At 44.2% G+C, this 23484-nt stretch carries 23 protein-coding genes; 1 reads left to right on the top strand and 22 read right to left on the bottom strand.

From position 1 onward, the window contains the following. Positions 1-16: 16 nt before the first annotated feature. The 14 genes from EJP82_RS09445 to smc form a co-directional block, all read right to left on the bottom strand. Complete coding sequence (locus EJP82_RS09445; protein WP_127191804.1) at positions 17-634, bottom strand: ribonuclease HII; 618 nt, start codon at positions 632-634, stop codon at positions 17-19. 639 nt (positions 635-1273) lie between these two features. Beyond that, positions 1274-2212: an MraY family glycosyltransferase gene (locus EJP82_RS09450; protein ID WP_370877744.1), complete on the bottom strand. Its 939-nt coding sequence runs from the start codon at positions 2210-2212 to the stop codon at positions 1274-1276. A 148-nt stretch (positions 2213-2360) separates the two neighbouring features. Continuing rightward, positions 2361-3224, bottom strand: a complete 864-nt coding sequence (ylqF, locus tag EJP82_RS09455) for a ribosome biogenesis GTPase YlqF (RefSeq protein ID WP_127191806.1) — start codon at positions 3222-3224, stop codon at positions 2361-2363. A gap of 46 nt (positions 3225-3270) precedes the next feature. Beyond that, positions 3271-3894: a signal peptidase I gene (lepB, locus tag EJP82_RS09460; RefSeq protein ID WP_127191807.1), complete on the bottom strand. Its 624-nt coding sequence runs from the start codon at positions 3892-3894 to the stop codon at positions 3271-3273. A gap of 103 nt (positions 3895-3997) precedes the next feature. After that, the gene (gene rplS / locus EJP82_RS09465) at positions 3998-4342 is read right to left on the bottom strand and encodes a 50S ribosomal protein L19 (protein WP_127191808.1); all 345 of its coding nucleotides are present in this window, start codon (positions 4340-4342) and stop codon (positions 3998-4000) included. A 599-nt stretch (positions 4343-4941) separates the two neighbouring features. Beyond that, positions 4942-5727, bottom strand: coding sequence for a tRNA (guanosine(37)-N1)-methyltransferase TrmD (gene trmD / locus EJP82_RS09470; RefSeq protein WP_127191809.1), 786 nt, complete (start codon positions 5725-5727; stop codon positions 4942-4944). A gap of 2 nt (positions 5728-5729) precedes the next feature. Further along, positions 5730-6248, bottom strand: coding sequence for a ribosome maturation factor RimM (gene rimM, locus EJP82_RS09475; RefSeq protein ID WP_127191810.1), 519 nt, complete (start codon positions 6246-6248; stop codon positions 5730-5732). 177 nt (positions 6249-6425) lie between these two features. Then, on the bottom strand, positions 6426-6656 hold the full coding sequence (locus tag EJP82_RS09480) for a KH domain-containing protein (RefSeq protein WP_127191811.1): 231 nt from the start codon (positions 6654-6656) through the stop codon (positions 6426-6428). Between the two features lie 22 nt (positions 6657-6678). Continuing rightward, a complete protein-coding gene (rpsP, locus tag EJP82_RS09485; RefSeq protein WP_127191812.1) occupies positions 6679-6951 on the bottom strand; it encodes a 30S ribosomal protein S16 in 273 nt (90 codons plus the stop codon). Positions 6952-7004: 53 nt separating this feature from the next. Next, positions 7005-8384: a signal recognition particle protein gene (gene ffh / locus EJP82_RS09490; RefSeq protein WP_127191813.1), complete on the bottom strand. Its 1380-nt coding sequence runs from the start codon at positions 8382-8384 to the stop codon at positions 7005-7007. Between the two features lie 46 nt (positions 8385-8430). Continuing rightward, positions 8431-8784, bottom strand: coding sequence for a putative DNA-binding protein (locus tag EJP82_RS09495; protein WP_127191814.1), 354 nt, complete (start codon positions 8782-8784; stop codon positions 8431-8433). Positions 8785-8910: 126 nt separating this feature from the next. Then, positions 8911-9555 (bottom strand): PAQR family membrane homeostasis protein TrhA, encoded by a 645-nt coding sequence (gene trhA / locus EJP82_RS09500; protein ID WP_127191815.1) that lies wholly within the window; start codon positions 9553-9555, stop codon positions 8911-8913. 36 nt (positions 9556-9591) lie between these two features. Further along, complete coding sequence (ftsY, locus tag EJP82_RS09505; protein ID WP_127191816.1) at positions 9592-10587, bottom strand: signal recognition particle-docking protein FtsY; 996 nt, start codon at positions 10585-10587, stop codon at positions 9592-9594. Positions 10588-11204: 617 nt separating this feature from the next. Further along, a complete protein-coding gene (gene smc / locus EJP82_RS09510) occupies positions 11205-14777 on the bottom strand; it encodes a chromosome segregation protein SMC (RefSeq protein WP_127191817.1) in 3573 nt (1190 codons plus the stop codon). A 190-nt stretch (positions 14778-14967) separates the two neighbouring features. Here smc and EJP82_RS09515 point away from each other — a divergent pair, with 190 nt between their 5' ends. Next, positions 14968-16392, top strand: a complete 1425-nt coding sequence (locus EJP82_RS09515; protein ID WP_170220164.1) for a serine hydrolase domain-containing protein — start codon at positions 14968-14970, stop codon at positions 16390-16392. A 62-nt stretch (positions 16393-16454) separates the two neighbouring features. Here the strand turns inward: EJP82_RS09515 and rnc are convergent, their stop codons facing one another. The 8 genes from rnc to fapR form a co-directional block, all read right to left on the bottom strand. Then, positions 16455-17162, bottom strand: coding sequence for a ribonuclease III (rnc, locus tag EJP82_RS09520; RefSeq protein WP_127191819.1), 708 nt, complete (start codon positions 17160-17162; stop codon positions 16455-16457). Positions 17163-17175: 13 nt separating this feature from the next. After that, positions 17176-18414 carry a beta-ketoacyl-ACP synthase II gene (fabF, locus tag EJP82_RS09525; RefSeq protein WP_127191820.1) on the bottom strand — a complete coding sequence of 413 codons (1239 nt, stop codon included), beginning with the start codon at positions 18412-18414 and terminating at the stop codon, positions 17176-17178. Between the two features lie 129 nt (positions 18415-18543). After that, positions 18544-18777, bottom strand: a complete 234-nt coding sequence (gene acpP, locus EJP82_RS09530; protein ID WP_019638123.1) for an acyl carrier protein — start codon at positions 18775-18777, stop codon at positions 18544-18546. A gap of 66 nt (positions 18778-18843) precedes the next feature. Next, a complete protein-coding gene (gene fabG, locus EJP82_RS09535) occupies positions 18844-19593 on the bottom strand; it encodes a 3-oxoacyl-[acyl-carrier-protein] reductase (RefSeq protein ID WP_127191821.1) in 750 nt (249 codons plus the stop codon). Positions 19594-19696: 103 nt separating this feature from the next. After that, the gene (fabD, locus tag EJP82_RS09540) at positions 19697-20635 is read right to left on the bottom strand and encodes an ACP S-malonyltransferase (protein WP_127191822.1); all 939 of its coding nucleotides are present in this window, start codon (positions 20633-20635) and stop codon (positions 19697-19699) included. Between the two features lie 194 nt (positions 20636-20829). After that, positions 20830-21819 (bottom strand): beta-ketoacyl-ACP synthase III, encoded by a 990-nt coding sequence (locus EJP82_RS09545; protein ID WP_127191823.1) that lies wholly within the window; start codon positions 21817-21819, stop codon positions 20830-20832. Continuing rightward, the gene (gene plsX, locus EJP82_RS09550) at positions 21816-22814 is read right to left on the bottom strand and encodes a phosphate acyltransferase PlsX (protein ID WP_127191824.1); all 999 of its coding nucleotides are present in this window, start codon (positions 22812-22814) and stop codon (positions 21816-21818) included. Before plsX ends, EJP82_RS09545 begins: the two co-directional genes overlap by 4 nt. Further along, positions 22798-23394: a transcription factor FapR gene (gene fapR, locus EJP82_RS09555; RefSeq protein ID WP_127191825.1), complete on the bottom strand. Its 597-nt coding sequence runs from the start codon at positions 23392-23394 to the stop codon at positions 22798-22800. The genes plsX and fapR overlap by 17 nt, the downstream gene beginning before the upstream one ends. Positions 23395-23484 lie beyond the last annotated feature (90 nt).

The following is a 23484-nucleotide window of genomic DNA, read 5'->3' on the forward strand; positions in this document are numbered from 1 at the left end:
TAACAATGGCGGGCTCTTAGAACAAAGTTTGCTCCTGAAGAAATAAATTAGTTAAAAAGCTTTTGCGATGCATAGGCGTCGCCCCAAAAGCTAAGATTTGTTCGCGATGTAACTTCGTAGCATACCCCTTATGTATGGCGATTCCATACTCTGGATAAAGCGCGTCCCATTCTCCTTCGCAAAGTCGATCCCTCGTTACTTTAGCGACTATCGAAGCGGCTGCAATCGATTGACTGTTTGCATCTCCTTTAATTACAGACAACTGTGGAATTTTCACATCCACCTTCTCTGCATCAATTAGCAAAAAATCAGGAGTAACCTTAAGTTGTTCTACTGCCTGCTTCATTGCCAGCCTTGCCGCTTGCTTGATATTGATTCGGTCTATCATTTCTGAGTCTACTAGCCCAACCCCCACTGCCAGAGCATGCTCCATAATCATATCGTATAATAAATCGCGTTTCTTCGGGCTTAATTTCTTAGAATCATTTACACCTTCTAGTATAAGACCCTCTGGCAAAATAACCGCAGCGGCTACAACATCTCCGAACAGGCATCCTCGCCCCACCTCATCTATACCAGCTATATTCGAATATAAGGGCCAATACTCCCTCTCATAAGTCAGCAAATCACTCATAGTTCCTCCTAAAAGATTTGTTAGCTTTACTTCAATGATTCATCTTCGTACAAAACTTACATCGTAAGCATTCGCTTAGTTTTGTTAGCTTTACTTCAACGACTCTTCTACGTACAAAACTTACTTCGTAAGTATTGGTATACCAAAAACCTCTTTAAATCTTACTTATCTTGAACAAAATTATCAAGTGGTAGAGTTCTTGTCTATAACCCTATTATCGGCATAACACCTTTATTCTTATAGAGTTTATCTTGATTAACTGAAACATTGGCATAACAGATGCGGTGAAAATGATTAAAAGGAATTTCTCCATCTAATATGAATTATTTCCCACCAAAAGTGACTTAACTGGAATATCTCCATCAAAATTAGTCTCTTTCATGAAAATGAGATGGAGATGGTTCAATTTACTGGAGCTATTCCATTTAATTGAAGAAAAAAATGGTTTCTTTAGCAATTTAGCAGTAGTAATTCCATCTAGATGAAATCTAGATGAAATATTGAATATAGAATCTTTACCTTCGTAGATGCCGGATATGATCAACGGATTTCAAATGAAATTAAACAGCGCGCACCGATAAAATATCGACGCGCGCTGAATTTTATTGATTGCCCCGTCTACTACAGCGGGAACATTCTTTAAGTTTGAATTAGCAGTAATATAATCGACGATAAACTGAGACAAGTACTAATTAACCAAAGAATCATGACTGTTTGCCGATGCGTCAATCCTGCGCGGAGTAACCGGTAATGCACTTGACTTGCATCTGCCACATAAATCGATTTTCCTTGTGAAAAACGCTTGATGATAACAAACAAATTATCAAAAATCGGAACACCTAGCGCAAGAACAGGAATAAACAGCGATAATACCGTGGCTTGCTTGAATGCTCCGTCCAGCGCGATAACAGCTAATATAAAGCCGACAAACGTTGCCCCTGCATCACCCATAAAAATTTTTGCCGGTGCCTTGTTATATCGCAAGTAGGCAAGGGTGACACCGACGAGAATAATGGCCATAATCGCTGAATTTGATTGCCCTTTGGTTATGGCTACGATGAATAGCGTAATCGCCGAAATTGCAGAGAGCCCCCCAGCTAGTCCATCCAAACCATCTGAGAAATTTATAACCGTAGTTACACCGAAAATCCACAATATAGTTAATAAAAATTGTAATATCCCGGGAAGAAGTACATATTCGCCTGAAAATGGGTTAACAAATCCTGTAAATGAAATACCCGAAGCATATACAACTACTGCTGCCATAATTTGAACTACCAGTTTGGGAAGAGCCGGAAAATCTTTGCCTTTCGTCTTGTACCAGTCGTCAAGAGTACCAATAATGAGCAACATCATTCCACCAATAAATATAGCTAACGTTTCCATATTAAACTCTCTACCAATGATTAAATACGTAACAAAAAAACCAATAAAAATAACATAACTCGCTGTAAGCGGGATCGGTTCACGATGCAGCTTGCGCTCTACATCCTTCCGCGGCTTATCTACGAAATCAATCCGAAATGCCAATTTAGCAAAAGGTGGAATAAGTATATATACAATAAGAAACGACAACACGAACGAAATTAAATATAAAATAATAACACCCCATCATATATAATCAACACGATTATACATTCTCCTGAGAAAATTGTCGATATTCCCTATGAATGTCTCTCTGTAAAATAGAATGACCGCCCACTATCAGGTGGACGGTCAACATGATTTAAAATGGTGCTTCCATCGAAAAAGTTCCCATTTTACCTGCTCGTAATTCACGCAAGAACAATGAAGATGCTTTCTCTAGGTCAACACGCCCTCCGCTTACAATACAGCCGCGTTTACGACCGATCGCTTCCATTATGGCTACGATCTCATCTGGCGTATCAAAATCTCGGGGTTGCTCCCCTAAATCGAACCGTTCTTGCATACGTGGCCAATAATACTTGGACAAATACTTTACAGCAAAGAAGGCGATATCTTCAACATTAAGAATCTCTTCTTTGATTGCACCAGTAACAGCAAGTCGATAACCCACATTCTGGTCTTCAAACTTCGGCCACAAAATCCCTGGTGTATCCAGCAATTCCATGTCTGTGCCCACTTTAATCCACTGCTGCCCTTTCGTAACCCCAGGGCGATCGCCCGTAGCTGCAATATTGCGTCCAGCCAGCCGATTGATCAATGTGGATTTACCTACATTCGGAATTCCAACGATAAGCGCACGCACTGCCCGTGGGTTAATACCCTTCGCGATCTGTCTGTCGATCTTGTCCTTCAGCAGTTGTTTCGCAAGCTGAGAAATTTCCTTAATCCCTTGACCGCTTGAAGCATCCGCTGCAATCGTTAGATGCCCTTCATTCTTAAAGTACTCAATCCATTCGCGTGTTACAGAAGCATCTGCCAAATCTGCTTTGTTCAACACAATTAAGCGTGGTTTGTTCTGTAAGATGTCGTCGATCATCGGATTTCTGCTGGACAATGGAAGACGAGCATCAAGCAGCTCGATTACCACATCAATAAGCTTCAGCTTATCCTGAATCTGACGTCGAGCTCTGGTCATATGCCCGGGAAACCATTGAATTGTCATATTTTTTCACCTCTAGTTCCCGTTTATGCTCTTCTTTCGAATTACATTAATGCGAAACAAATTTCATATCTTTAAGGGGCCAGAAAACTAAATCCGCACGCCCAACAATATCTTCAAAAGGTACAAATCCAATACGTCTGCTATCCGTACTGTTAGAACGATTATCACCTAGTACAAATACGTGACCCTCAGGTACCTTGCCATCTTGAAACTGTTCATTCGGGAAGTTAGCTTCGGTATTGTACAGTTCATTATTATTATGCTTCTCATCTACGGCTTCTTTAATGTATGTCTCATCAACCACATTTCCATTAACCGTAATGGTATCGCCTTCGACTTTTACCGTATCACCAGGAACCCCGATGACTCGTTTTATAAAATCACGGCCTTCAGATGGTACATGAAAAACAATGACCTCTCCATGCTCTGGTTGTCTGACATCATACAGAATTTTGTTGACGATGATTCTTTCGCCGGTATGAAAATTCGGCTGCATCGACGGACCGTCTACTATAAATGGAGCGAAGAAAATCCAGCGAATCAGCAGAACCAACGCAACAGCGATTACGATGGCTTTCAACCACTCTATCGCCTCATTTTTCTGTTTCTTGGGCGGGTCTTGGGGATTCCCCGAATGGCCCGAATGCTCCTGTTGAAATTGCTGCTCCATAGATCGGTAACCTCTCTTTGTCATAAAATATGTAACAAAATTCGGTTTCTAAAAATAATAAAGGAGCTTGAATAAATACAAGCTCCCCTTGATCGTTAATGAATTAACGACGCGCTTCTTTAATTCTTGCTGCTTTACCACGAAGTTCACGAAGATAGTACAACTTAGCACGACGCACTTTACCGCGACGAGATACTTCGATCTTTTCGATTTTTGGGGAATGGATTGGGAAAGCTCTTTCCACACCTACACCATTCGAAATTTTACGAACAGTAAAGGTTTCACTGATTCCACCGCCATGACGCTTGATAACGACACCTTCAAACAATTGGACACGTTCACGAGTTCCTTCAATAACCTTAACGAACACTTTCAAAGTGTCCCCAGGACGAAAACTCGGAATATCTTTGCGAAGTTGTCCTTGCGTAATCGCTTGTAAAATATTCATATATGACTTCCTCCTTCCACTCAGGTGTTCTTGCCTCTTCCAGAGAAACTCATGTTCTTCTCCTTCATTATCCGCAGCGGACCACCGAATTCACAACAAAAGCAATTTTACCATACTTTCATCAGTATATCAAGGCATTTGACTCATTATTGTCTTTTTACTAGAACGAATTGTGCATGTTATGGCTACTCCTCTGAAGAAGTTACATTCAAATTTTGGGTAAATTTATGATGTCAGCATCCGTCACTAATTTTAAGGAATATTTAGCTTAGTTATTTTGACCCGCATAATAATTCAGAATATCATCAACCGTTCTTATACGATCCTCTTCCTTGTGCCCGTTCTCTTGTGTTTGTTGCTCTTGTTGTTCCAAATGTTCCATTCGTTACTTCCTCCTACTCAACTTTAACAAATCACTTCAAGTAATTACTTCAAGCCTTCATTAAGTTATTACCCAATAGGAGTCCATATGCACCTCGTGAATAAATAAAGACAATATGTTATCTTATTCCCGAAGTATCAATAATGTGCTTATCCTCTTCAAAATAATAAAAAGAACCGCATATATCACGGTTCTTGAGTGTACGTATATAGACTAATTAATTCGGATCTACTTCATTCTCATGTTCTACTTCAAATTGCAACAGCCATTTTCGATCCTGTGGGGATAATTCCACCTGATCTAGTAGATCAGGTCGACGCAGCCAAGTCCGTCGTAGCGCTTCTCTACGCCGCCATTCCTCGACATTAGCGTGATGTCCACTGAGCAGTATATCAGGTACTTTCCAGCCGCGAAATTCAGCAGGACGTGTATAATGTGGATATTCAAGTAAGCCAGTGCTAAAAGAATCACTTACGGCACTATTCTCATTACCAAGTACTCCAGGTAGCAAACGTGCAACACTGTCGATGATTACCATTGCAGGTAATTCGCCACCAGTCAAGACATAGTCACCAATAGACAATTCATCCGTCACAAGATACTCGCGAATCCGTTCATCATAACCTTCATAATGACCACAAATAAAGACAAGATGGTCTTCCTGCGCCAGCTCTTCTGCTTTCTTTTGAGTAAACTTCTCCCCTTGAGGACACATCAAGATGACTCGCGGGGGAGAGGTTGATTCTGTTGCCGAAGCCATCTCCTCTTTCCTTCGGGATAGTACATCTTCCACAGCCGAAAAGATCGGCTCCGCCTTCAGTACCATCCCCCCGCCTCCACCGTATGGCGTGTCGTCCACCCTATTGTGCTTGTTCCCTGAGTATTCTCGGAAATTAATCGCATTCAGAGATACAATGCCTTTCTCCTGTGCTTTACCAAGAATACTGCTATTGAATACGCCTTCAAACATCTCTGGAAACAAGGTCAGGACATCCATGCGCATTTTTATAACAGTCCTTCCATCAGGTGAACCTTCACGAGTTTATTCTTCACATCCACATCAAGTACTACATCGTCAATAACCGGAAGAAGAAGTTGCTTTCCAGAAGGAAGCTTCACCACCCATACATCATTTGCCCCTGGACGCAGAATCTCCTCAATCACACCAAGATCCTCATCTTCATCGCTCACGACACGGCAACCGATAATTTCGTGATAATAATATTCATTCTCCGGCAACTCAACCGCCTGCTCTTTAGGAACTTTCAATTCGCTTCCCTTATACTTCTCTACATCGTTTATATTGTCGAAACCCTCAAACTTGACGATATATGTTCCATTATTGGAGCGTGCAGAAACTACAGTAACTTCAATTTTTATTTTCTTCTCAGCATCAACTATTAAGAGGCGGCTTTTAGGCGCAAATCGCACTTCCGGAAAATCTGTATTTAAGAGCACTTTTAACTCGCCCCGGATTCCGTGTGTATTTACGATCTTTCCAACCGTCAGTAATGATTCAGACATAACACCCTCCTCCATCCTTCAATGTATTTTCAACGTATTTATAGTTTCTTATTATAGCCCGTTATATAACACATATTAGCGGCCAGGCTAATTGAATTCCTCTTAATCCGGTTGCTCCCTGCTTCAGCATGTACGAAAAAGGGCTAGGACAGCATCCTAACCCTCTTTCGTATATCATTAAGACATGATGTCCACGGTAACCCGTTTGTCCATCTTTACGGCTGCCGATGCCACAACCGTGCGGAGCGCCTTGGCGATTCTTCCCTGCTTGCCAATCACTTTACCCACATCATCAGGATGAACGGTCAGTTCATATACAATCAGGTGTTCTTTCTCCACTACTTCCACACGGACATCGTCCGGATGATCAACAAGAGCCTTCGCAATAACGCCGACTAATTGTTCCATAAGAGACCCTCCGAATCAGCAATTATTTTTGCTGTCTAAGCTCATGAAATTTCTTCATTACGCCTGCTTTGCTAAGCAAGTTGCGAACTGTATCAGATGCTTGCGCACCTTCTTGCAACCATTTCAACGCCTTCTCTTCATCGATGTTCACTACTGCCGGTTCTGCAACCGGGTTATAGTAACCAATTTCCTCGATAAAACGGCCGTCACGCGGGGAACGAGAATTCGATACCACGATACGGTAGAAAGGAGCTTTATGAGCACCAATACGTTTCAAACGAATACGAACTGCCACGAAATTCACCTCCTTCAAAGAATCAAAATTTTAATGCTATCATTTCATCCGGATTAACGGAATGGAAACTTCATACCTTTGCCAGCTTTACCTTGCAATTGCTTCATCATTTTGGAGCCTTTTCCTTTAGGGCCCATCATATCTGAGAATTGCTTCATCATCCGGCGCATTTCATCAAACTGTTTGATCAGACGATTTACATCCGCAAGTGTCGTACCGCTACCAGCAGCAATCCGCTTACGACGGCTCTGGTTGATCATGTCAGGATTTTGTTTCTCCTGTTTCGTCATAGAATGAACGATCGCCTCAACTCGGTCCATCTGTTTCTCATCAACCTTAACGTCCTTCATTTGCTTCATCTTACCCATACCAGGGATCATATCCATGATCTGATCGATCGGTCCAAGCTTCTTAACCTGAGCCATCTGCTCCAGGAAATCATCGAACGTAAATTCTGCATTACGCATCTTCCGTTCCATTTCCTTAGCTTTCTCAACGTCTATCCCCGCCTGAGCTTTCTCAATTAGGGAGAGCATATCGCCCATACCGAGAATTCGAGAGGCCATACGTTCAGGATGAAAAGGTTCAAGTGCATCGATCTTCTCACCAAGCGCTGCAAACTTAATCGGGCAACCGGTAACAGCTTTAACTGACAGTGCCGCACCACCGCGGGTATCACCATCTAGCTTGGTTAGGATCACACCGGTTAATTGAAGCTGCTGATTGAAGCTTTCAGCCACATTAACAGCATCTTGTCCAGTCATAGCATCTACCACAAGCAATACTTCATCAGGTTTAGTTACTTCATGAATTTGACGAAGTTCTTCCATTAACTCTTCATCAACATGCAAGCGACCTGCAGTATCGATAAGCAAGTAGTCATTACCGTGATCTTTAGCATGCTGGAGCGCCTGCCGTGCAATCTCTACCGGACTATTGCCTTCTGGCAAAGTAAATACCGGTACATTAATCTGCTCTCCAAGCACTTGCAACTGTTTGATTGCAGCTGGACGGTAAATATCACCTGCTACAAGCAGTGGTCTGTGATTACCTTTAAGGAGTAACTTGGCTAATTTAGCCGAAGTGGTCGTCTTACCAGCACCTTGTAGACCCGCCATCAGGACTACAGTCGGTGGACGGTTGTTCTTGGCCAACTTGGCTTGGCTACCACCCATCAGTTCGGTCAACTCTTTATTCACGATATCGATGATGACCATGCCTGGTGTGAAGCTGTCCATTACCTCACTGCCAACGGATTTTTCTTTCACTTTGGCGATAAAATCCTTGACCACTTTAAAGTTGACGTCCGCTTCAAGCAGCGCGAGGCGTACTTCCCGCATCGCTGCATTCACATCGTCTTCCGATACTTTGCCTTTTCCACGCAATTTGCTAAATACACCTTGCAACCGGCTCGTCAATCCTTCAAATGCCATTTATCCGTCACCTCCGTCTTAAAGTTAACTTCCCTAATAATTCATATTATAATTGCTCCGCCTGACGGAGCAGGTTCTTTATTGTTTCTTTATGTAAATGTGACATTTCGGTATTATTCAACAGTTCTTCTAACTTAGCAAGTAATACGCACCGTTCTTCATGCTTCTGAAGTAATCCAAGCTTCTCTTCGTATACTTCAAGCATCCCTTCAGCACGTTTGATATGCTCGTAAACGGCCTGACGGCTGATTTCAAACTCTCCTGCAATTTCACCAAGCGAGAAATCATCATGAAAATAATATTTAAGGAACGTTTGCTGTTTTTCAGTCAGCAATGTCTCATAGAAATCAAACAACAGGTTGATCCGATTAGTCTTCTCAAGCTTATTCTCTTGACTCATATGGGCACTCCCTCCGTCAAGGAAAAACACTTTACAGCGTACCAACGACCCTTATCATAACCTATAGAAAAGTAGGATGTCAAGTGAAATCCCTTAACATCCTTTTAACCTCAAGAATTTTGTTTATTAGCTCGGCAACAGATACAGTATTATCGCAAAGAAATGAGTAATACTCGCCGCTAACACGAACAAATGCCACACCGCATGGTGGTATGGGAAGGCTCGCCAAACATAGAATACGGTACCCAATGAATATAGAATACCTCCCGTGATTAGCAATACAATTCCCTCAAAAGGTACCGACGCCGTTAACGGTCCCCATGCAATCACAATCAACCACCCCATAATGAGATAAAAGATTGTCGACATGAACAAGAACTTTTTAACGAAGAATGCTTTGAACAACACTCCAAAGATAGCAATCCCCCAAACAACTCCAAAGAGACTCCATCCTAGCGTTCCTCGAACAGCAACCAGCATAAAAGGTGTATATGTCCCAGCAATAAAAATATAAATGGAGGAATGATCGAAAAATTCAAACAAATCCTTCACTTTACCTTCCTTAAAGCTGTGAACCAATGTAGAGCTTGCATACAGTAGCAACATGCTGACTCCATAAATTGTAAAAGTAACAACATGCCACGCTGTTCCTTTGAGGCTGGAGAATACAATCAGCAGCACGAGACCTGCCAAACTAAGCACTGCACCAATTCCATGAGTAATTGCATTAGCAACTTCCTCCCTACGTGGATAAGTATGTGTATTGGCCATGCTATCACCTCCTAATTAGTGAAGAGAAGAAGAGAATTATTCCTCTTCCGCTACCTCATTGTCTCGAATCAGACCAGCAAACAGTCCATGGACGAATTGTTCTGAATCAAATGGTTGCAAATCATCCATCTTTTCACCAAGTCCAACAAATTTAACGGGTAGGCTTAGTTCCTGACGGATTGCGATGACAATACCACCCTTGGCCGTACCATCCAATTTGGTTAGAACCAGACCTGTCACACCGCTCTTTTCGCCAAACATTTTGGCCTGACTTAGTGCATTTTGCCCAGTAGTAGCATCAAGTACCATCAATACTTCGTGAGGAGCACCGGGAATTTCCCGCTGAATAACACGGTATATCTTGTTCAGTTCTTCCATAAGGTTCGACTTGTTCTGTAACCGGCCAGCCGTATCACATAACAGAATGTCTGCACCCCGCTGTTTGGCTGCCTGTACGGCATCAAACATAACTGCCGCTGGGTCAGATCCCGACTGTTGCTTAATGACATCAACGCCAACTCGCTTACCCCATACTTCAAGTTGCTCAATCGCACCGGCACGGAACGTATCTCCAGCTGCCATAATAACTTTCTTACCTTGTTGTTTATAGAAATGAGCAAGTTTACCAATCGTTGTCGTTTTCCCGACTCCATTCACGCCGACGAATAGAATCACGGTAATACCGTCCGGATTCAGATTCAGTTCTCTGTCTTCGTCGCCACGTAGCAATTCTGTCAGTTTCTCAGAAAGAATCGGTTGTAACGCCGCTGCATCCTCAATTCGCTGACGTTTCACTTCTACACGCAAATCATCAATTAGCTTGAGTACAGTGTTTACACCGACATCAGCTCCGATTAAGATCTCTTCCAACTCTTCAAAAAATTCCTCGTCTATTTTTTTGTGGCGACTAATTAGATCCGTAACTTTTTCGACAAACCCTTTACGACTTTTTTCTAATCCATCTTTAAATTGTTTAGTGACTGACTCGGTTTTTGCTGCGATACTTTCTTTCAGTTTCTTGAAGAAACTCATGGTTTTCCTCCTTCGATTTTCCCATCCCTCCCAAACCCTCCCTTATCGTAAGGGAGGGCCCCAAGGGCCTGCTGTCCTCTGGACTCCCGCTTTTAATGAATGTGGGAGGGAGAGAGGCGCTCCTGCACGCTGTCCCCTTTGGGGATGCGCTTTATGTTGGTACGAGGTACGCTTTTCCCCCTTCGGGTACGTCTTACTTTTGGCGCCCCCGTGTTACCAGGTAAACATGTTGGATAATCCTGCTGCTTTCGGCGCTCCCTTGACGAACGGCTCTCTGCTATGAGTCGCTTGTCGCCCTTCGGGCACGCTTTACTACTGTGCTCCCGCAAGGGCAAGTGCTACATTGCTACTTCGTGCAATGTGTCGCTGTTCCCTCTGGGGGAACGCTTGAAGTTCTTAGAGCTTTTAGGGCAATCATAGCTATTTCGTGCAATGTAGCGCTGTCCCCTTCGGGGATACGCTTCAAGATACAACACGATCGTTAAGGCAATGTAGTTAACAACAATGCATGTAAGTAACTGCATAATATAATACAGCTACTCACATGCACATATGAATTTACTAAGTATGCGATATGCTGAGTCTATGTTGTATTAATTATGACAGACTCGAACGGGTCAAGCAATTTCCACGGTTTCTTCGTCTTCCAATCTGACAGAGACGAGTTTGGAGACTCCGCCCTCTTCCATGGTGACTCCGTAGAGAACGTCAGCTTCTTCCATCGTTCCTTTACGGTGAGTCACGACGATGAACTGGGTCTGCTCCGAGAATTCACGTAGGTACTGTGCGAAACGGATTACGTTCGCTTCATCAAGTGCTGCTTCAACTTCGTCAAGCACACAGAACGGAACGGGCTTAACTTGTAGGATAGCGAATAGCAATGCCATAGCGGTTAAAGCACGTTCTCCACCAGAAAGGAGCTGCAAGTTTTGCTGCTTCTTACCTGGAGGTTGGGCTACGATGTCAATCCCTGTCTCTAGCAGATTTTCCTGATCGAGCAGGATGAGATCTGCACTCCCACCACCAAATAGCTTCGAAAATACGATACCGAACTCACGGCGAATGGCATCAAAGGTCACTTTGAATCGTTTGGACATTTCCTCATCCATTTCACGAATCACTTGATACAATGTCGTCTTCGCTTCGATCAGGTCATCCTTCTGCTCGTTGAGGAATTCATACCGTTCAGATACACGTGCATACTCCTCTATAGCTCCCAGATTGACATCCCCAAGCGATGTGATACTTCGCTTCAATTCCTTCACGTCGGCCTGTACTTGTGGGATATCATCTGGTACCGCATAACGCTGTTTCGCTAATTCAAAGCTCAGTTCATATTCCTCGCTGAGCTTACGCAGGATGTTATCGAGTTCCACATCCAGACGATTCGCTTGAATTTCGATTTGACGCAGCTTATCTTCCACAGCTTTTAATTCAAGCCGCTGCTCTTTGGTTTCACTTTCGCCATCTTCTAGCTTCTTAACCAGCACAATCCGAGAAGCACGCTCCATCTCGAGTTTCTCACTTGTCCGGTTTTTCTTTAGCTTAAGATCGTTCATATCTTCGCGTTGCTTAACGGTCTCAAGCTCATTATGCTTCAAATCAGCTTCGATGGATTGCAAAATTTTCTGATTCTGCTCCAACTCACCTTGTTGAATACCACAATCTTCTTCAGAACGACGTAATTGGTCACGAAGAGAGAAACATTCTTGTTCTAGCTTGCCCTCACGGACCTTGAGTCCGGTCAATAGATCTTGAAGTTCTTCCTTGGCTGACTCATTCGCTTTGCGAGCAAATTCGGCCGCATGAATCGATTGATGGATCGCTTGTTCTTCTTTCTCCAGTTCCACCTGTTTGGCAGCAGCTGCTACCTTTGCTTTCTCGAGCTCTTCTAATTCTTTAAGGTAATGACCCTTTTCTTGACCATAAAGTTCAAATTGCTCCGAGACATGTCTCCATTCATGCTCCACTTGCTTCAGTTCGCTCGCCACCGTCTGTTCTTCCGACCGCTTAAGGTCACCGGCTGTACGCAAGTTTTCTAGTTCGCCTTCGGAACGCTCCATTTGCTCGCGCACATCAATCAAGCTCTTGCGCAACTTACCTAACATATCGTCACTCTCAGCAATATCCGTCGCAAGTTGATCCAACTGACGTTTGCGCCCTAGCAAATTACTGTTCTTGCGATGCTGACTGCCTCCCGTCATGGAACCGCCTGCGTTAACGACATCCCCCTCTAACGTAACGATTCGGAATCGATACTGACAACGCGCAGCCATTTTGTTCGCACATTCCAGATCGCTAGCAAATACTACATTACCTAGCAAACTGCCTACAATATCAGCGTAACGAGCATCGTAATTAACCAATTCAGCCCCAATACCTACAAAGCCCTCTGCATCCTCCATGAGCTTCTTATCTGAAGCAGATATTTGCCGTGGCCGGATAACATCAAGTGGTAGGAAAGTAGCCCGACCCAATTGGCGCTGCTTCAGAAATGCAATGGCTTGCCGAGAGACCGTCTCATTCTCCATTACGATATGTTGCATTGCTGCACCAAGAGCAGTCTCTACTGCTAATTCTAATTTCTCCGGTACACGAATTAACTCGGCCACAGCTCCATGAACACCACTAAGAGCCGATTTACGCGAAGCTTTCAAAACTTCTTTGACACCAAGTACAAAACCGTCAAAGTCATCTTCCATTTCCTTCATCGTATCACGACGAGATACTAGACCTTCACGCTTCTGCTCCCATTTACGAATTCCATTCTGATTATCTTCTGTAAGCTTCTGTAGCGACTGGTAACGTTCACTTTCTGATATATATTTACCACGAAGACTAGCAATTTCTTTACTGAGTACTTCGAGAACTTGCTCCAGTTCGCTTTTCTTTCCTTTTAAGCGCTCGAGTTCATCTCGCCATTTGGTGCCTTCTTCTTCCGAACGCGACATCCGGCGTAGAACGCCTTCCTTTTGCTGCTCGGTATAGTGGATCTCATTGCGGGCTTGTGCCATTTGATTCATAACTTCAAGTAATTGGCCTTTGAGAGCTTCTTCTTGCGCCTGGCTAATGCCTCCCGTTACTCCGAGAAGCTTTGCTTCCTCTGCTGAAAGCTCAGTCTGCAGTTCCTTCAACCGTTTCTCTGCTTCAGCAAATTTCTCGGCCAGCACATTCAATTCTTCATCACGCTGAGTATAACGCTCTTCACTCACAGATAAGGACTTCTGTAGTTGATCCCGGTTCTGAGTTAAGTTCTTGGCACGCTCTTTCAGTACCTCTCCATAACCTTCACTTTTCTCGAAACTCTCACTATATTCTAGCAATTGTCCTTGTAAAATCTCGATTTGATCTTCCAATTGACGCAATGCCAGCCGGTCACTCTCTAGCTTAGCATCATGTGCAGATACCACCGTAGACAATGCTAGCTGCTCTTCCTGTAACGTGGCCAACACGCCATTTGCTTCGCTCCAGGATTCGTGAATCTGCTCGATCTGATACACATATAGGGAAATTTCCTTATTCTTCAACTGCTCACGTAAATCTTTGTACCGCAATGCTTTCTCTGATTGTTCCTTGAGTGGATTAATTTGGTCTTCCAACTCACTGACAAGATCATGAATACGCAGCAAATTCGTTTCCGTTTCGTCTAATTTGCGGCGAGCATCCCGTTTGCGGCTCTTATATTTCACAATACCTGAAGCTTCCTCAAAAATACCCCGCCGATCTTCGGACCGCGTACTAAGAATCTCTTCAATTCGGCCTTGTCCGATAATCGAGTAGGCTTCTTTGCCGATACCCGTATCCATAAAAAGTTCGGTAATATCCTTAAGTCGACAGGATTGTTTATTGATCAAATATTCACTGTCACCACTGCGATGAACCCGTCTGGTCACCGTTACTTCATTAAAATCTAGCGGCAACACATGATCGGTATTATCAAGAGTAAGAGAGACCTCCCCATAATTCACCGCTTTACGAGCATCACTGCCCGCAAAAATAATGTCTTCCATTTTCCCGCCGCGTAGTGATTTCGCACTTTGTTCCCCAAGAACCCAGCGGATACCATCGGAAATGTTACTCTTACCACTACCATTGGGGCCAACTACGGCGGTTATACCGCGTACGAATTCCATTTCCGTCTTGTCGGCAAAAGATTTAAAACCTGATAGCTCAATCCGTTTCAAAAACATACGTTCACGATCACCTCTAAAGACTATTGTAACATACTAAAAGCACTATGGAACATGCTAAGAAATCACCTATACCTTACTTTTTCTACTCTATCACCCTTGAAAACTATCTTCGGGTTTGCTAGTGTGGTAAACAACAAACTTGTAAGCCCTCCCACACTATTTTTTACATCAAAAGGAGCCCATGATAATGAACAAATTGCAGCATAACACCGTGCGTGTACTCTCTTCTGTATTATCGGCAGCAATGATATCGATTTGCACGATGTGGGTAGCTCCCGCTTCCGTCCAAGCCAGTCAAAGTCAAACCCAGTTGGCTAGAGAAATTCCAATAGAAGTGTCGATAGAAGGCAGCATCCCGGAATGGTCAACTACTCCTTTCGTACTTAACGGAACAACCTATGTCCCCCTGCGGGAAACTGCACAATTACTTGGAGCAACGATACGATGGAATACAGCAAATCGCGCGTCAGAATTGAACATTCATGGCGACATCATACTACATCGACCAGGAACAGCTGTCTTCGATGTAAATGGATATAAACTTCAAGCTCCCTCTGTTTCCCTAACTAGACAAGGAACCACGATGGTGCCTCTCAAGTCGTTAGCCGATGCGCTAAAGGCCACTGTCAAATATACAACTCAACCCGTTAAAACAATCGATATTTCACAGGATCCGGTTTCAATGTTAACTAAGGAAACCGAAGACGTGGACAATTATTTAAAAACACAAGGCTATTCAGGAATGGTACTCGTGGCCAAGAACGGCGAGGTTCTCCTACGCAAAGGTTATGGCTATGGGGATGAGTACAAACTGAACCGCCCCGACAAAGAAACGCGAATCGCTTCATTAACCAAATCTTTTACGGCTGCTGCGATCATGAAGTTAACTGAGGAAGGAAAATTACGACTAGACGATACTTTAGAGACTTATGTTCCTGGTTTCCCTGGTGGGAAAGAAATTACGTTACATATGCTACTCTCGCATACATCTGGTGCGCCAGCCAATTTCACACGAACAAAAGGTATGACTCTTCAACAGACCGTAGATGAGCTTAAGAAAAAAAATCTCGATTTCAAGCCAGGCACTGACTTCAAGTACAGCAATGGTGGTTATGTGCTACTTGCCTACATCATTGAGCATACATCCGGAACTAGCTATGGTGAATATCTGAATCAGTCATTTATAAGTCCACTTGGAATGACACACACGGGTGAAGCTACTCCAACTAAGAACATCACCAAAGGTTATGTGGAGTCAAAAGGACAATGGAAGCTAGCCGACTATTACGTCTCACAATCTGGAACCGGCACCCTATATTCTACGGTTGATGATCTTCTGAAGTGGGATAATGCGCTAAACACCGAGCAATTACTTAGTCAAGAATCTCTTGAGCAGATGTTCACTCCTTATTCAAGTAAAAATTATGGATACGGATGGATGATTAAAAACCTTGATGGCGATAAGATCGTCTTTCATAACGGTAGCGGAACAGGATACTCTACAGGCCTTTCAAGAGAACCTGATGGTGGCATTACCATCATTCTACTTGGTAACCATGCCGGTATGGATATGCTGAATCTACTCGACGGTGTGCGAGACAACGTTCACTAATTCCTAAACATACAAAGTCCCCGCCTCTAATTTGAACTCATTAGAGACGGGGACTTCGTATTTCATTGTTTGTTTTCTTGTGTTGTCTTCAACCGATCCAGCGCCACAGCAGCAGCCTGCTGTTCGGCTTCCTTCTTGGAACGTCCAGATCCCCGACCAAGTGCAAGACCTTCCATGAACACTTCCGAGACAAACTCTCGTTCATGAGCGGGTCCCCGCTCTTCGATAACACGATACTCAAGAATACCCATATTGTGATGTTGGGTTAACTCCTGTAATTCCGTCTTAAAATCAGTTGTCTGTAATCTACCATTTAAAGTGAACTGAGAAAAAACATAACTATGAAGGAAAGCGACGACGGCATCCAAACCTTGATCCAAATATAACGCACCTACAAATGATTCGAATACATCCGCCAACAGTGCGGGGCGAGTTCGCCCCCCTGTTAGCTCCTCACCTTTACCTAGCAGAACATATTGTCCAAACTGTAGGCTTTCCGCAAACTTAACCAGAGAGGGCTCACACACAATCGCAGCACGAAGCTTCGTCAGTTCACCTTCTGGTCGATCTGGGAATAGTTGATATAAATGCTCCGAGACCGTCAATTCAAGGACGGCGTCACCAAGAAATTCAAGACGCTCGTTATCCTCATTTTGACTGAATCGATGTTCGTTCACGTAAGATGCATGGGTAAAGGCCTGTTTCAATAGTCCTTTATTTTGGAATACAATTTGAAGTTTGTTCTGTAGTTGCTTCAGATCTCCACTCAACAGACTTACTCCCTTATGCTTCGAATTTCTTCAGAATGATCGTGGCATTATGCCCACCAAATCCGAAAGAGTTAGACATCGCAACTTTAACATCACTGTGTCTGGCTTCATTTGGAACATAATCCAAATCGCAATCAGGATCCGGATTCTCCAGATTAATAGTTGGAGCAATAATTCCATTCTGAAGTGTAAGCCCACAAATAACAGCCTCTACACCGCCTGCAGCTCCAAGCAAATGACCTGTCATTGATTTCGTTGAGCTTACAGCTAGCTTATAAGCATGATCGCCAAAGGTCCACTTAATTGCTGTCGTCTCCGAACGATCCCCTGGAGGTGTAGATGTACCATGAGCATTAATGTAATCTATTTCCTCTGGCTCAATCCCTGCAGAACGAAGGGCCATTTTCATTGCACGTGAAGCCCCATCCGGATCAGGATCCGTCATATGGTGAGCATCTGCACTTAACCCATAACCGATGACTTCAGCGTAAATCTTGGCACCACGTTTTTGTGCATGTTCGAGTGACTCTAGAATTAGAATTCCGGCACCTTCGCCCATAACGAAACCATCGCGCTCCGAATCAAATGGACGGCTTGCTCTCTCCGGTTCGTCATTACGTGTTGACATAGCTCTCATAGAGCAAAAACCAGCCACCCCGGTCGGACGAATCGTCGCTTCCGCACCGCCGCAAATCATTACGTCGGCATCACCATTCATAATCGTTCTGTACGAATCGCCGATGGAATGAGTTCCGGTCGCGCAGGCCGTAACTGTTGTACTATTAGGGCCTTTTGCCCCTGTAAGAATCGACACATGACCGGAAGCCATATTTGCAATCATCATCGGAATGAAGAAAGGGCTGACCCGTCTAGGTCCTTTTTCTAGCAAAATACTGTGTTGATCTTCTAAAGTTCCAAGACCACCGATACCTGAACCAATCATCACGCCTACGCGTTCTGGATCGGTTTGCTCGGCGATATTTAAACCGCTATCTTTCAGAGCGCTGAATGCAGCTGTAGTTGCAAACTGCACAAAACGGTCCATTTTTCGCGCTTCTTTACGATCAATGTAATCATCAGGGTTAAAATCTTTAACCTCTGCCGCAATTCGAGTAGTGTACCCACTAACATCGAATGCCTCAATAAGCGACACACCTGATTTACCTTGTACTAGGTTATCCCAGAACGTATCTAAATCATTTCCAAGGGAAGTTACAACCCCCATACCAGTTACCACTACTCTATGCTTCAAACACATTCACCTCATATAGACTTCATGTGTAATATTAAAAATAAACTGTGTCAACAACAACAAAAATTCTTTGCCTAGATGAGGAGAAGTCCCGCCTGCTTATATGGAGGTACGGGACTCGAAATGACTTTAGGTATGAGATTGTATGTAGTTAACAACTTCACCTACGGTCGTAATCTTCTCTGCATCTTCATCTGAAATTTCCAGATCAAATTCATCTTCCAATTCCATTACTAATTCTACAACATCGAGCGAATCAGCTCCCAAGTCATCTTTGAAAGACGCTTCAAGGGTAACTTCGGCTTCATCAGCGCCGAGGCGATCCACAACAATGCGTTTTACACGCTCTAATACATCGGACATCCGGTTCACCTCCTCCATGGTATTATACGAGAATTAAAGTTAAAATGCCAGAAGCGAGATTCAATTTCACATATACATCCCGCCATCAACATGCAATGTCTGGCCTGTCATATAAGATGCACTGTCAGACGCTAGGAACAGAGCAACCTTGGCAATTTCTTCAGGTCGGCCTAGCCGAGCCAATGGAATACCGCTTAGTAGACCCTGCCGCAGCTCTTCAGGCAGTTCATCCGTCATATCCGTCTCGATAAATCCGGGAGCAATACAATTGACAGTAATATTACGTGAAGCCAGCTCGCGTGCAGAGGCTTTAGTTAGCCCAATCACTCCTGCTTTAGCCGCAACATAGTTCGCTTGTCCTGCATTACCTAGCACACCAACAACCGATGAAATGTTAATAATTCGACCAGAACGTTGTTTCATCATGGGACGGGTCACAGCTTTGATACCGTTAAACACGCCTTTGAGATTCGTCTCAATGACATCATCAAATTCTGCTTCTTTCATCCGCATAATTAGATTATCCCTTGTAATGCCAGCGTTATTCACTAGAATGTCAATTCGACCCCAATTATCGATGATCCCCTTCACCATGTCATCAAATTGCTCGGTGTTTCCGACATGTGCCTTAACAGCATAAGCTTTGACTCCAAGCGCCTCAATTTCACTCACAACTTGCGCTGCAGCTGCTTCATTTCCTGCATAATTCACGCAAACATCAGCACCAGCTTCAGCAAGCGCAAGGGCAATACCACGCCCAATGCCTCGTGATGCTCCAGTTACTAATGCCGTTTGACCTTGTAGTGGTTTCGTCATAATTTCCCCTCCTTTCCTAAAGTCAACTTTAAGCTAACTGTTAAAATAGTTTAACTATTGGTTTTGATTGCTACGATAGCGAAATCACTTTCATTAATTTAACTTATATTTCCAGTGCTGCTGCGGTTGCTTCCAGACTTTCCAGGCCGTTTACATTGAAGATACGAACACTCTTGTCAATTTTCTTGATCAGACCGGATAACACGCTACCAGGGCCAATCTCGACAAAGGTATCCACACCTTGCTCGATAAGCCAAGAAACGCTGTCATGCCACAATACAGGAGAATACACTTGTTCTACAAGCAATCGCGAAATATCGGCTCCGCTATGAACTGGGCGGGCTGTAACATTCGCTACGACTGGGAGGACGGAATCTTTGATTGTAACACTCTTGAGTTTCTCCGCTAAATGCTCCGCTGCAGATTTCATCAAGGACGAATGAAATGGACCACTAACTTCAAGTAGGATCGCCCGTTTCGCTCCGATCTCCTTGACGCGTTCAACAACCTGGTCAACGCCTTCCTTACTACCAGAGACAACGATTTGACCAGGACAATTAATATTAGCTAATTCAACCGGATTGCCACCAGCAGTAATATCAGCGCATAAACCAGCAAGTGCTTCACGCTCTCCACCAAGAACAGCCGCCATGGCACCTTTTCCACCAGGAACCGCTTGCTCCATGAACTGACCGCGAGCACGTACGATGGATACTGCATCCTCGAACGAAAGTACTCCAGCCGCTGTCAGAGCGCTATATTCGCCCAAGCTATGACCCGCTACATAATCAGGTGCAAAGCCCTTTGCAGCAAATGCCTCATATAACGCCACACTAGTTGTTAATAAAGCTGGCTGTGTATTGGCCGTTTGCTTCAATTCGCTCTCTGGTCCTTCAAAGATCAGACGGGTAAGCGGCAGGCCAGTAACCTCGTCAGCTATGTCAAACAACCGCCGCGATGACGGCAAAGCTTCATAAAGATCTCTGCCCATTCCTACACTTTGAGAACCCTGTCCAGGAAAAACAAAAGCTATTTTACTCATCCGATATTTGACTCCTTATCCTGTCGTAGATTTTACTACTAATCCGTGTTAAAAAGTCAGCTTTTCGGCACCGAGAGCCTATGCTTCCGAAGAAGCGTTTTTTCAAAACTCCTCAGTTGAATGAAGCTAGAGACTGAGGAGCGGAATATACCTCGATATCCTTCGTGATCAAAAGATGACTTTTTAAACAACCTCTACCAGACGAGCACAGAGGCTCCCCAGGTAAGACCACCGCCGAAGCCAACAAGCAAGACAGTATCGCCTTCCTTAATGCGACCCCCTTGCGCAGCCTCAACAAGCGCTAATGGGATGGACGCTGCTGATGTGTTAGCATATTTGTCCACGTTGACAACACATTTCTCTTCCGGCAAATTAAGCCGTTGCATAGCAGACTGAATGATACGAATATTAGCTTGGTGAGGAACGAATAAATCGATTTCCTCCTTGGTCTTACCCGCCTTGCGTAGTACTTCCTCAGTCGCTGTTCCCATAATACGAACCGCAAACTTAAACACTTCTCTACCGTTCATATAAATAAAATGTTTACCTTCTTGAACAGTTTCCGTTGAGGCAGGTAAGCGTGAACCGCCACCTTCGAGTTTAAGCAGCGGTCCACCCGCTCCTTCAGCACCGAGATCAAAAGAGAGGAAGCCACGACCTTCAGGAACTTCGCCGAGAACTACAGCTCCAGCTCCATCACCGAACAAAACGCATGTGTTACGATCCGTATAATCAGTAATTCGGGATAAAGTATCAGCCCCGATAATGAGTGCGTTGTTATACATTCCCGTCTGAATGAATCCATTTGCCGTAGCTAAGCTGTAAACAAACCCTGAACAAGCAGCAGACAAATCGAACGCAGCTGCTTTCTTAGCCCCAAGTTTTTCTTGTAAGATGCAAGCTGTCGAAGGAAAAGTTGTATCTGGAGTAACCGTCGCCACGATAATTAGTTCCAAATCTTCAGCTGCAAGTCCAGCAGATTTCAGCGCCTGAATAGCGGCTTCATACGCTAGATCAGAGGTCGCTTGTTCGGGTGCAGCAATATGTCGTTCCCGAATTCCCGTCCGCGATACTATCCATTCGTCATTGGTATCCACAATCGTTTCCAATTCCGCGTTCGTCAACACCTTTTCGGGAACGTACATACCTGTCCCAACTATACCCACCGAACGTAATTTCATCATTCTGTCACTCTCTTCCCGCTAATTTCATTTGATATACTCTCTGTTAAACGTCCTTGAATCGCGGTTCTAGCCTGCCGTACTGCATTCTTAATGGCACCGCCGTCCGAGGAACCATGTCCCTTAACGACAAGACCACTAAGTCCAAGGAGTGGAGCTCCACCATGTTCTTTATAATCAAGAGTTTTCTTCATATTACGTAATGAAGGCATCAATACCGCAGCGGCCAGCTTATTCTTTAATGATTTGCTGAATTCTTTTTTTAGAAGTGAGAATATCGTTCCCGCTGTACCCTCAAGTGATTTCAACAAGATATTACCAGCAAAACCATCGCACACGAGTACATCGCAAGCCCCAGTTAATACATCACGAGCCTCTACGTTACCAACGAAGTTGATCGGCATCTCCTGAATAAGCGGATAAGCAACCTTTGTCAGTTCGTTGCCCTTCCCTGGTTCCGTTCCAACATTCAACAGTCCTACACGTGGGTTCGCAATACCGTGAACTTTCTGGCGATAAATACTCCCCATTAATGCGTACTGGGCCAAATGCTCGGGCTTCGCATCCATGTTCGCCCCAAGATCAAGCGCCAACACACCACGTTCATCCACCGTAGGTATCATTGGCGCAAGTGCGGGACGCTCGATCCCTTCCATCCGCCCAACGACAAGTAAGCCAGTCGTCATCAATGCCCCAGTGTTGCCTGCGGAGATCATTGCGTCGGCCTTACCCTCTCTGACCAGACGTCCGGCTACAACCATGGAAGCATCCTTCTTCCGGCGAACAGCTTTGACCGGCTCATCCTCAGGTTCAATCACTTCCCCCGCATGATGAATCCGCAAATTAGGCGGCGCATCCAGAATTAATGGTTCCAATGCTTCCTTGTCCCCCACCAGAATGACCTCTATATCGCTCCATTCCTTGGCCGCAGCTAATGCACCCTCCACAGTACTCTTTGGAGCGTGATCTCCGCCCATGGCATCAATGGCGATCCGCATGATGACTTCCTCCTTCGTGATTCTCTTCTCCGGTTGATCGGTAGATAACAAAGTTTCCTTGGAACACCATTTCCTCACCAACATAGGTAAAGACCTCAACCTTGGCTTTTCCCCGATTGCCGGATACAGGACGAACATATGCTTTTGCTATACATTTCTCTCCCAGATGAACAGATCTCACGAAGCGGATATCCGCTGAAAAAGTCAATGCGATTTCGTCGTTAATGACAGCTACCGCCAAGGAGTTAGCTTGTGCAAACACATGATGTCCACGCGCGATTCCTGTACGAGAGAAAACATGTTCTTTGGAGATTTCAAATATTGAAATCCCGCTCTTATCCAACTGAAGGTCAACGATATCCCCGATTACTTCATGCAAAGGAAGGGAACGAACCTGATCATAAGAGCGTTCAGCCATAAGCTTCATTCGTTCTCTTAGCTCTGGTATCCCAAGCTCCATCCGATCAAGTCGGATCGTCTGAATACTAACCTTTAATTGCCGGGTTAATTCCTGATCCGTCACAAAGGGATTTTCTTCAATCATTTTGACGAGCTGCTGCTGTCTCGCCCTTTTGGGCAAACGTTCGATGGATATCACCTCCGGATGAATAAGTTATTTATATAAACAATTTTATCATTTTTAAGTTTTATATTAGAACCTGGTACTAAA

Source organism: Paenibacillus anaericanus, from assembly GCF_003994475.1.
Lineage (GTDB): Bacteria > Bacillota > Bacilli > Paenibacillales > Paenibacillaceae > Fontibacillus > Fontibacillus anaericanus.

Bases quoted from the DNA above. Each gene is read 5' to 3' on its own strand.
- EJP82_RS09445 (WP_127191804.1), bottom strand. From the start codon at position 634: ATGAGTGATTTGCTGACTTATGAGAGGGAGTATTGGCCCTTATATTCG.
- ylqF (WP_127191806.1), bottom strand. From the start codon at position 3,224: ATGACAATTCAATGGTTTCCCGGGCATATGACCAGAGCTCGACGTCAG.
- lepB (WP_127191807.1), bottom strand. From the start codon at position 3,894: ATGGAGCAGCAATTTCAACAGGAGCATTCGGGCCATTCGGGGAATCCC.
- rplS (WP_127191808.1), bottom strand. From the start codon at position 4,342: ATGAATATTTTACAAGCGATTACGCAAGGACAACTTCGCAAAGATATT.
- trmD (WP_127191809.1), bottom strand. From the start codon at position 5,727: ATGCGCATGGATGTCCTGACCTTGTTTCCAGAGATGTTTGAAGGCGTA.
- rimM (WP_127191810.1), bottom strand. From the start codon at position 6,248: ATGTCTGAATCATTACTGACGGTTGGAAAGATCGTAAATACACACGGA.
- EJP82_RS09480 (WP_127191811.1), bottom strand. From the start codon at position 6,656: ATGGAACAATTAGTCGGCGTTATTGCGAAGGCTCTTGTTGATCATCCG.
- ffh (WP_127191813.1), bottom strand. From the start codon at position 8,384: ATGGCATTTGAAGGATTGACGAGCCGGTTGCAAGGTGTATTTAGCAAA.
- EJP82_RS09495 (WP_127191814.1), bottom strand. From the start codon at position 8,784: ATGAGTCAAGAGAATAAGCTTGAGAAGACTAATCGGATCAACCTGTTG.
- trhA (WP_127191815.1), bottom strand. From the start codon at position 9,555: ATGGCCAATACACATACTTATCCACGTAGGGAGGAAGTTGCTAATGCA.
- ftsY (WP_127191816.1), bottom strand. From the start codon at position 10,587: ATGAGTTTCTTCAAGAAACTGAAAGAAAGTATCGCAGCAAAAACCGAG.
- smc (WP_127191817.1), bottom strand. From the start codon at position 14,777: ATGTTTTTGAAACGGATTGAGCTATCAGGTTTTAAATCTTTTGCCGAC.
- EJP82_RS09515 (WP_170220164.1), top strand. From the start codon at position 14,968: ATGAACAAATTGCAGCATAACACCGTGCGTGTACTCTCTTCTGTATTA.
- acpP (WP_019638123.1), bottom strand. From the start codon at position 18,777: ATGTCCGATGTATTAGAGCGTGTAAAACGCATTGTTGTGGATCGCCTC.
- fabG (WP_127191821.1), bottom strand. From the start codon at position 19,593: ATGACGAAACCACTACAAGGTCAAACGGCATTAGTAACTGGAGCATCA.
- fabD (WP_127191822.1), bottom strand. From the start codon at position 20,635: ATGAGTAAAATAGCTTTTGTTTTTCCTGGACAGGGTTCTCAAAGTGTA.
- EJP82_RS09545 (WP_127191823.1), bottom strand. From the start codon at position 21,819: ATGATGAAATTACGTTCGGTGGGTATAGTTGGGACAGGTATGTACGTT.
- plsX (WP_127191824.1), bottom strand. From the start codon at position 22,814: ATGCGGATCGCCATTGATGCCATGGGCGGAGATCACGCTCCAAAGAGT.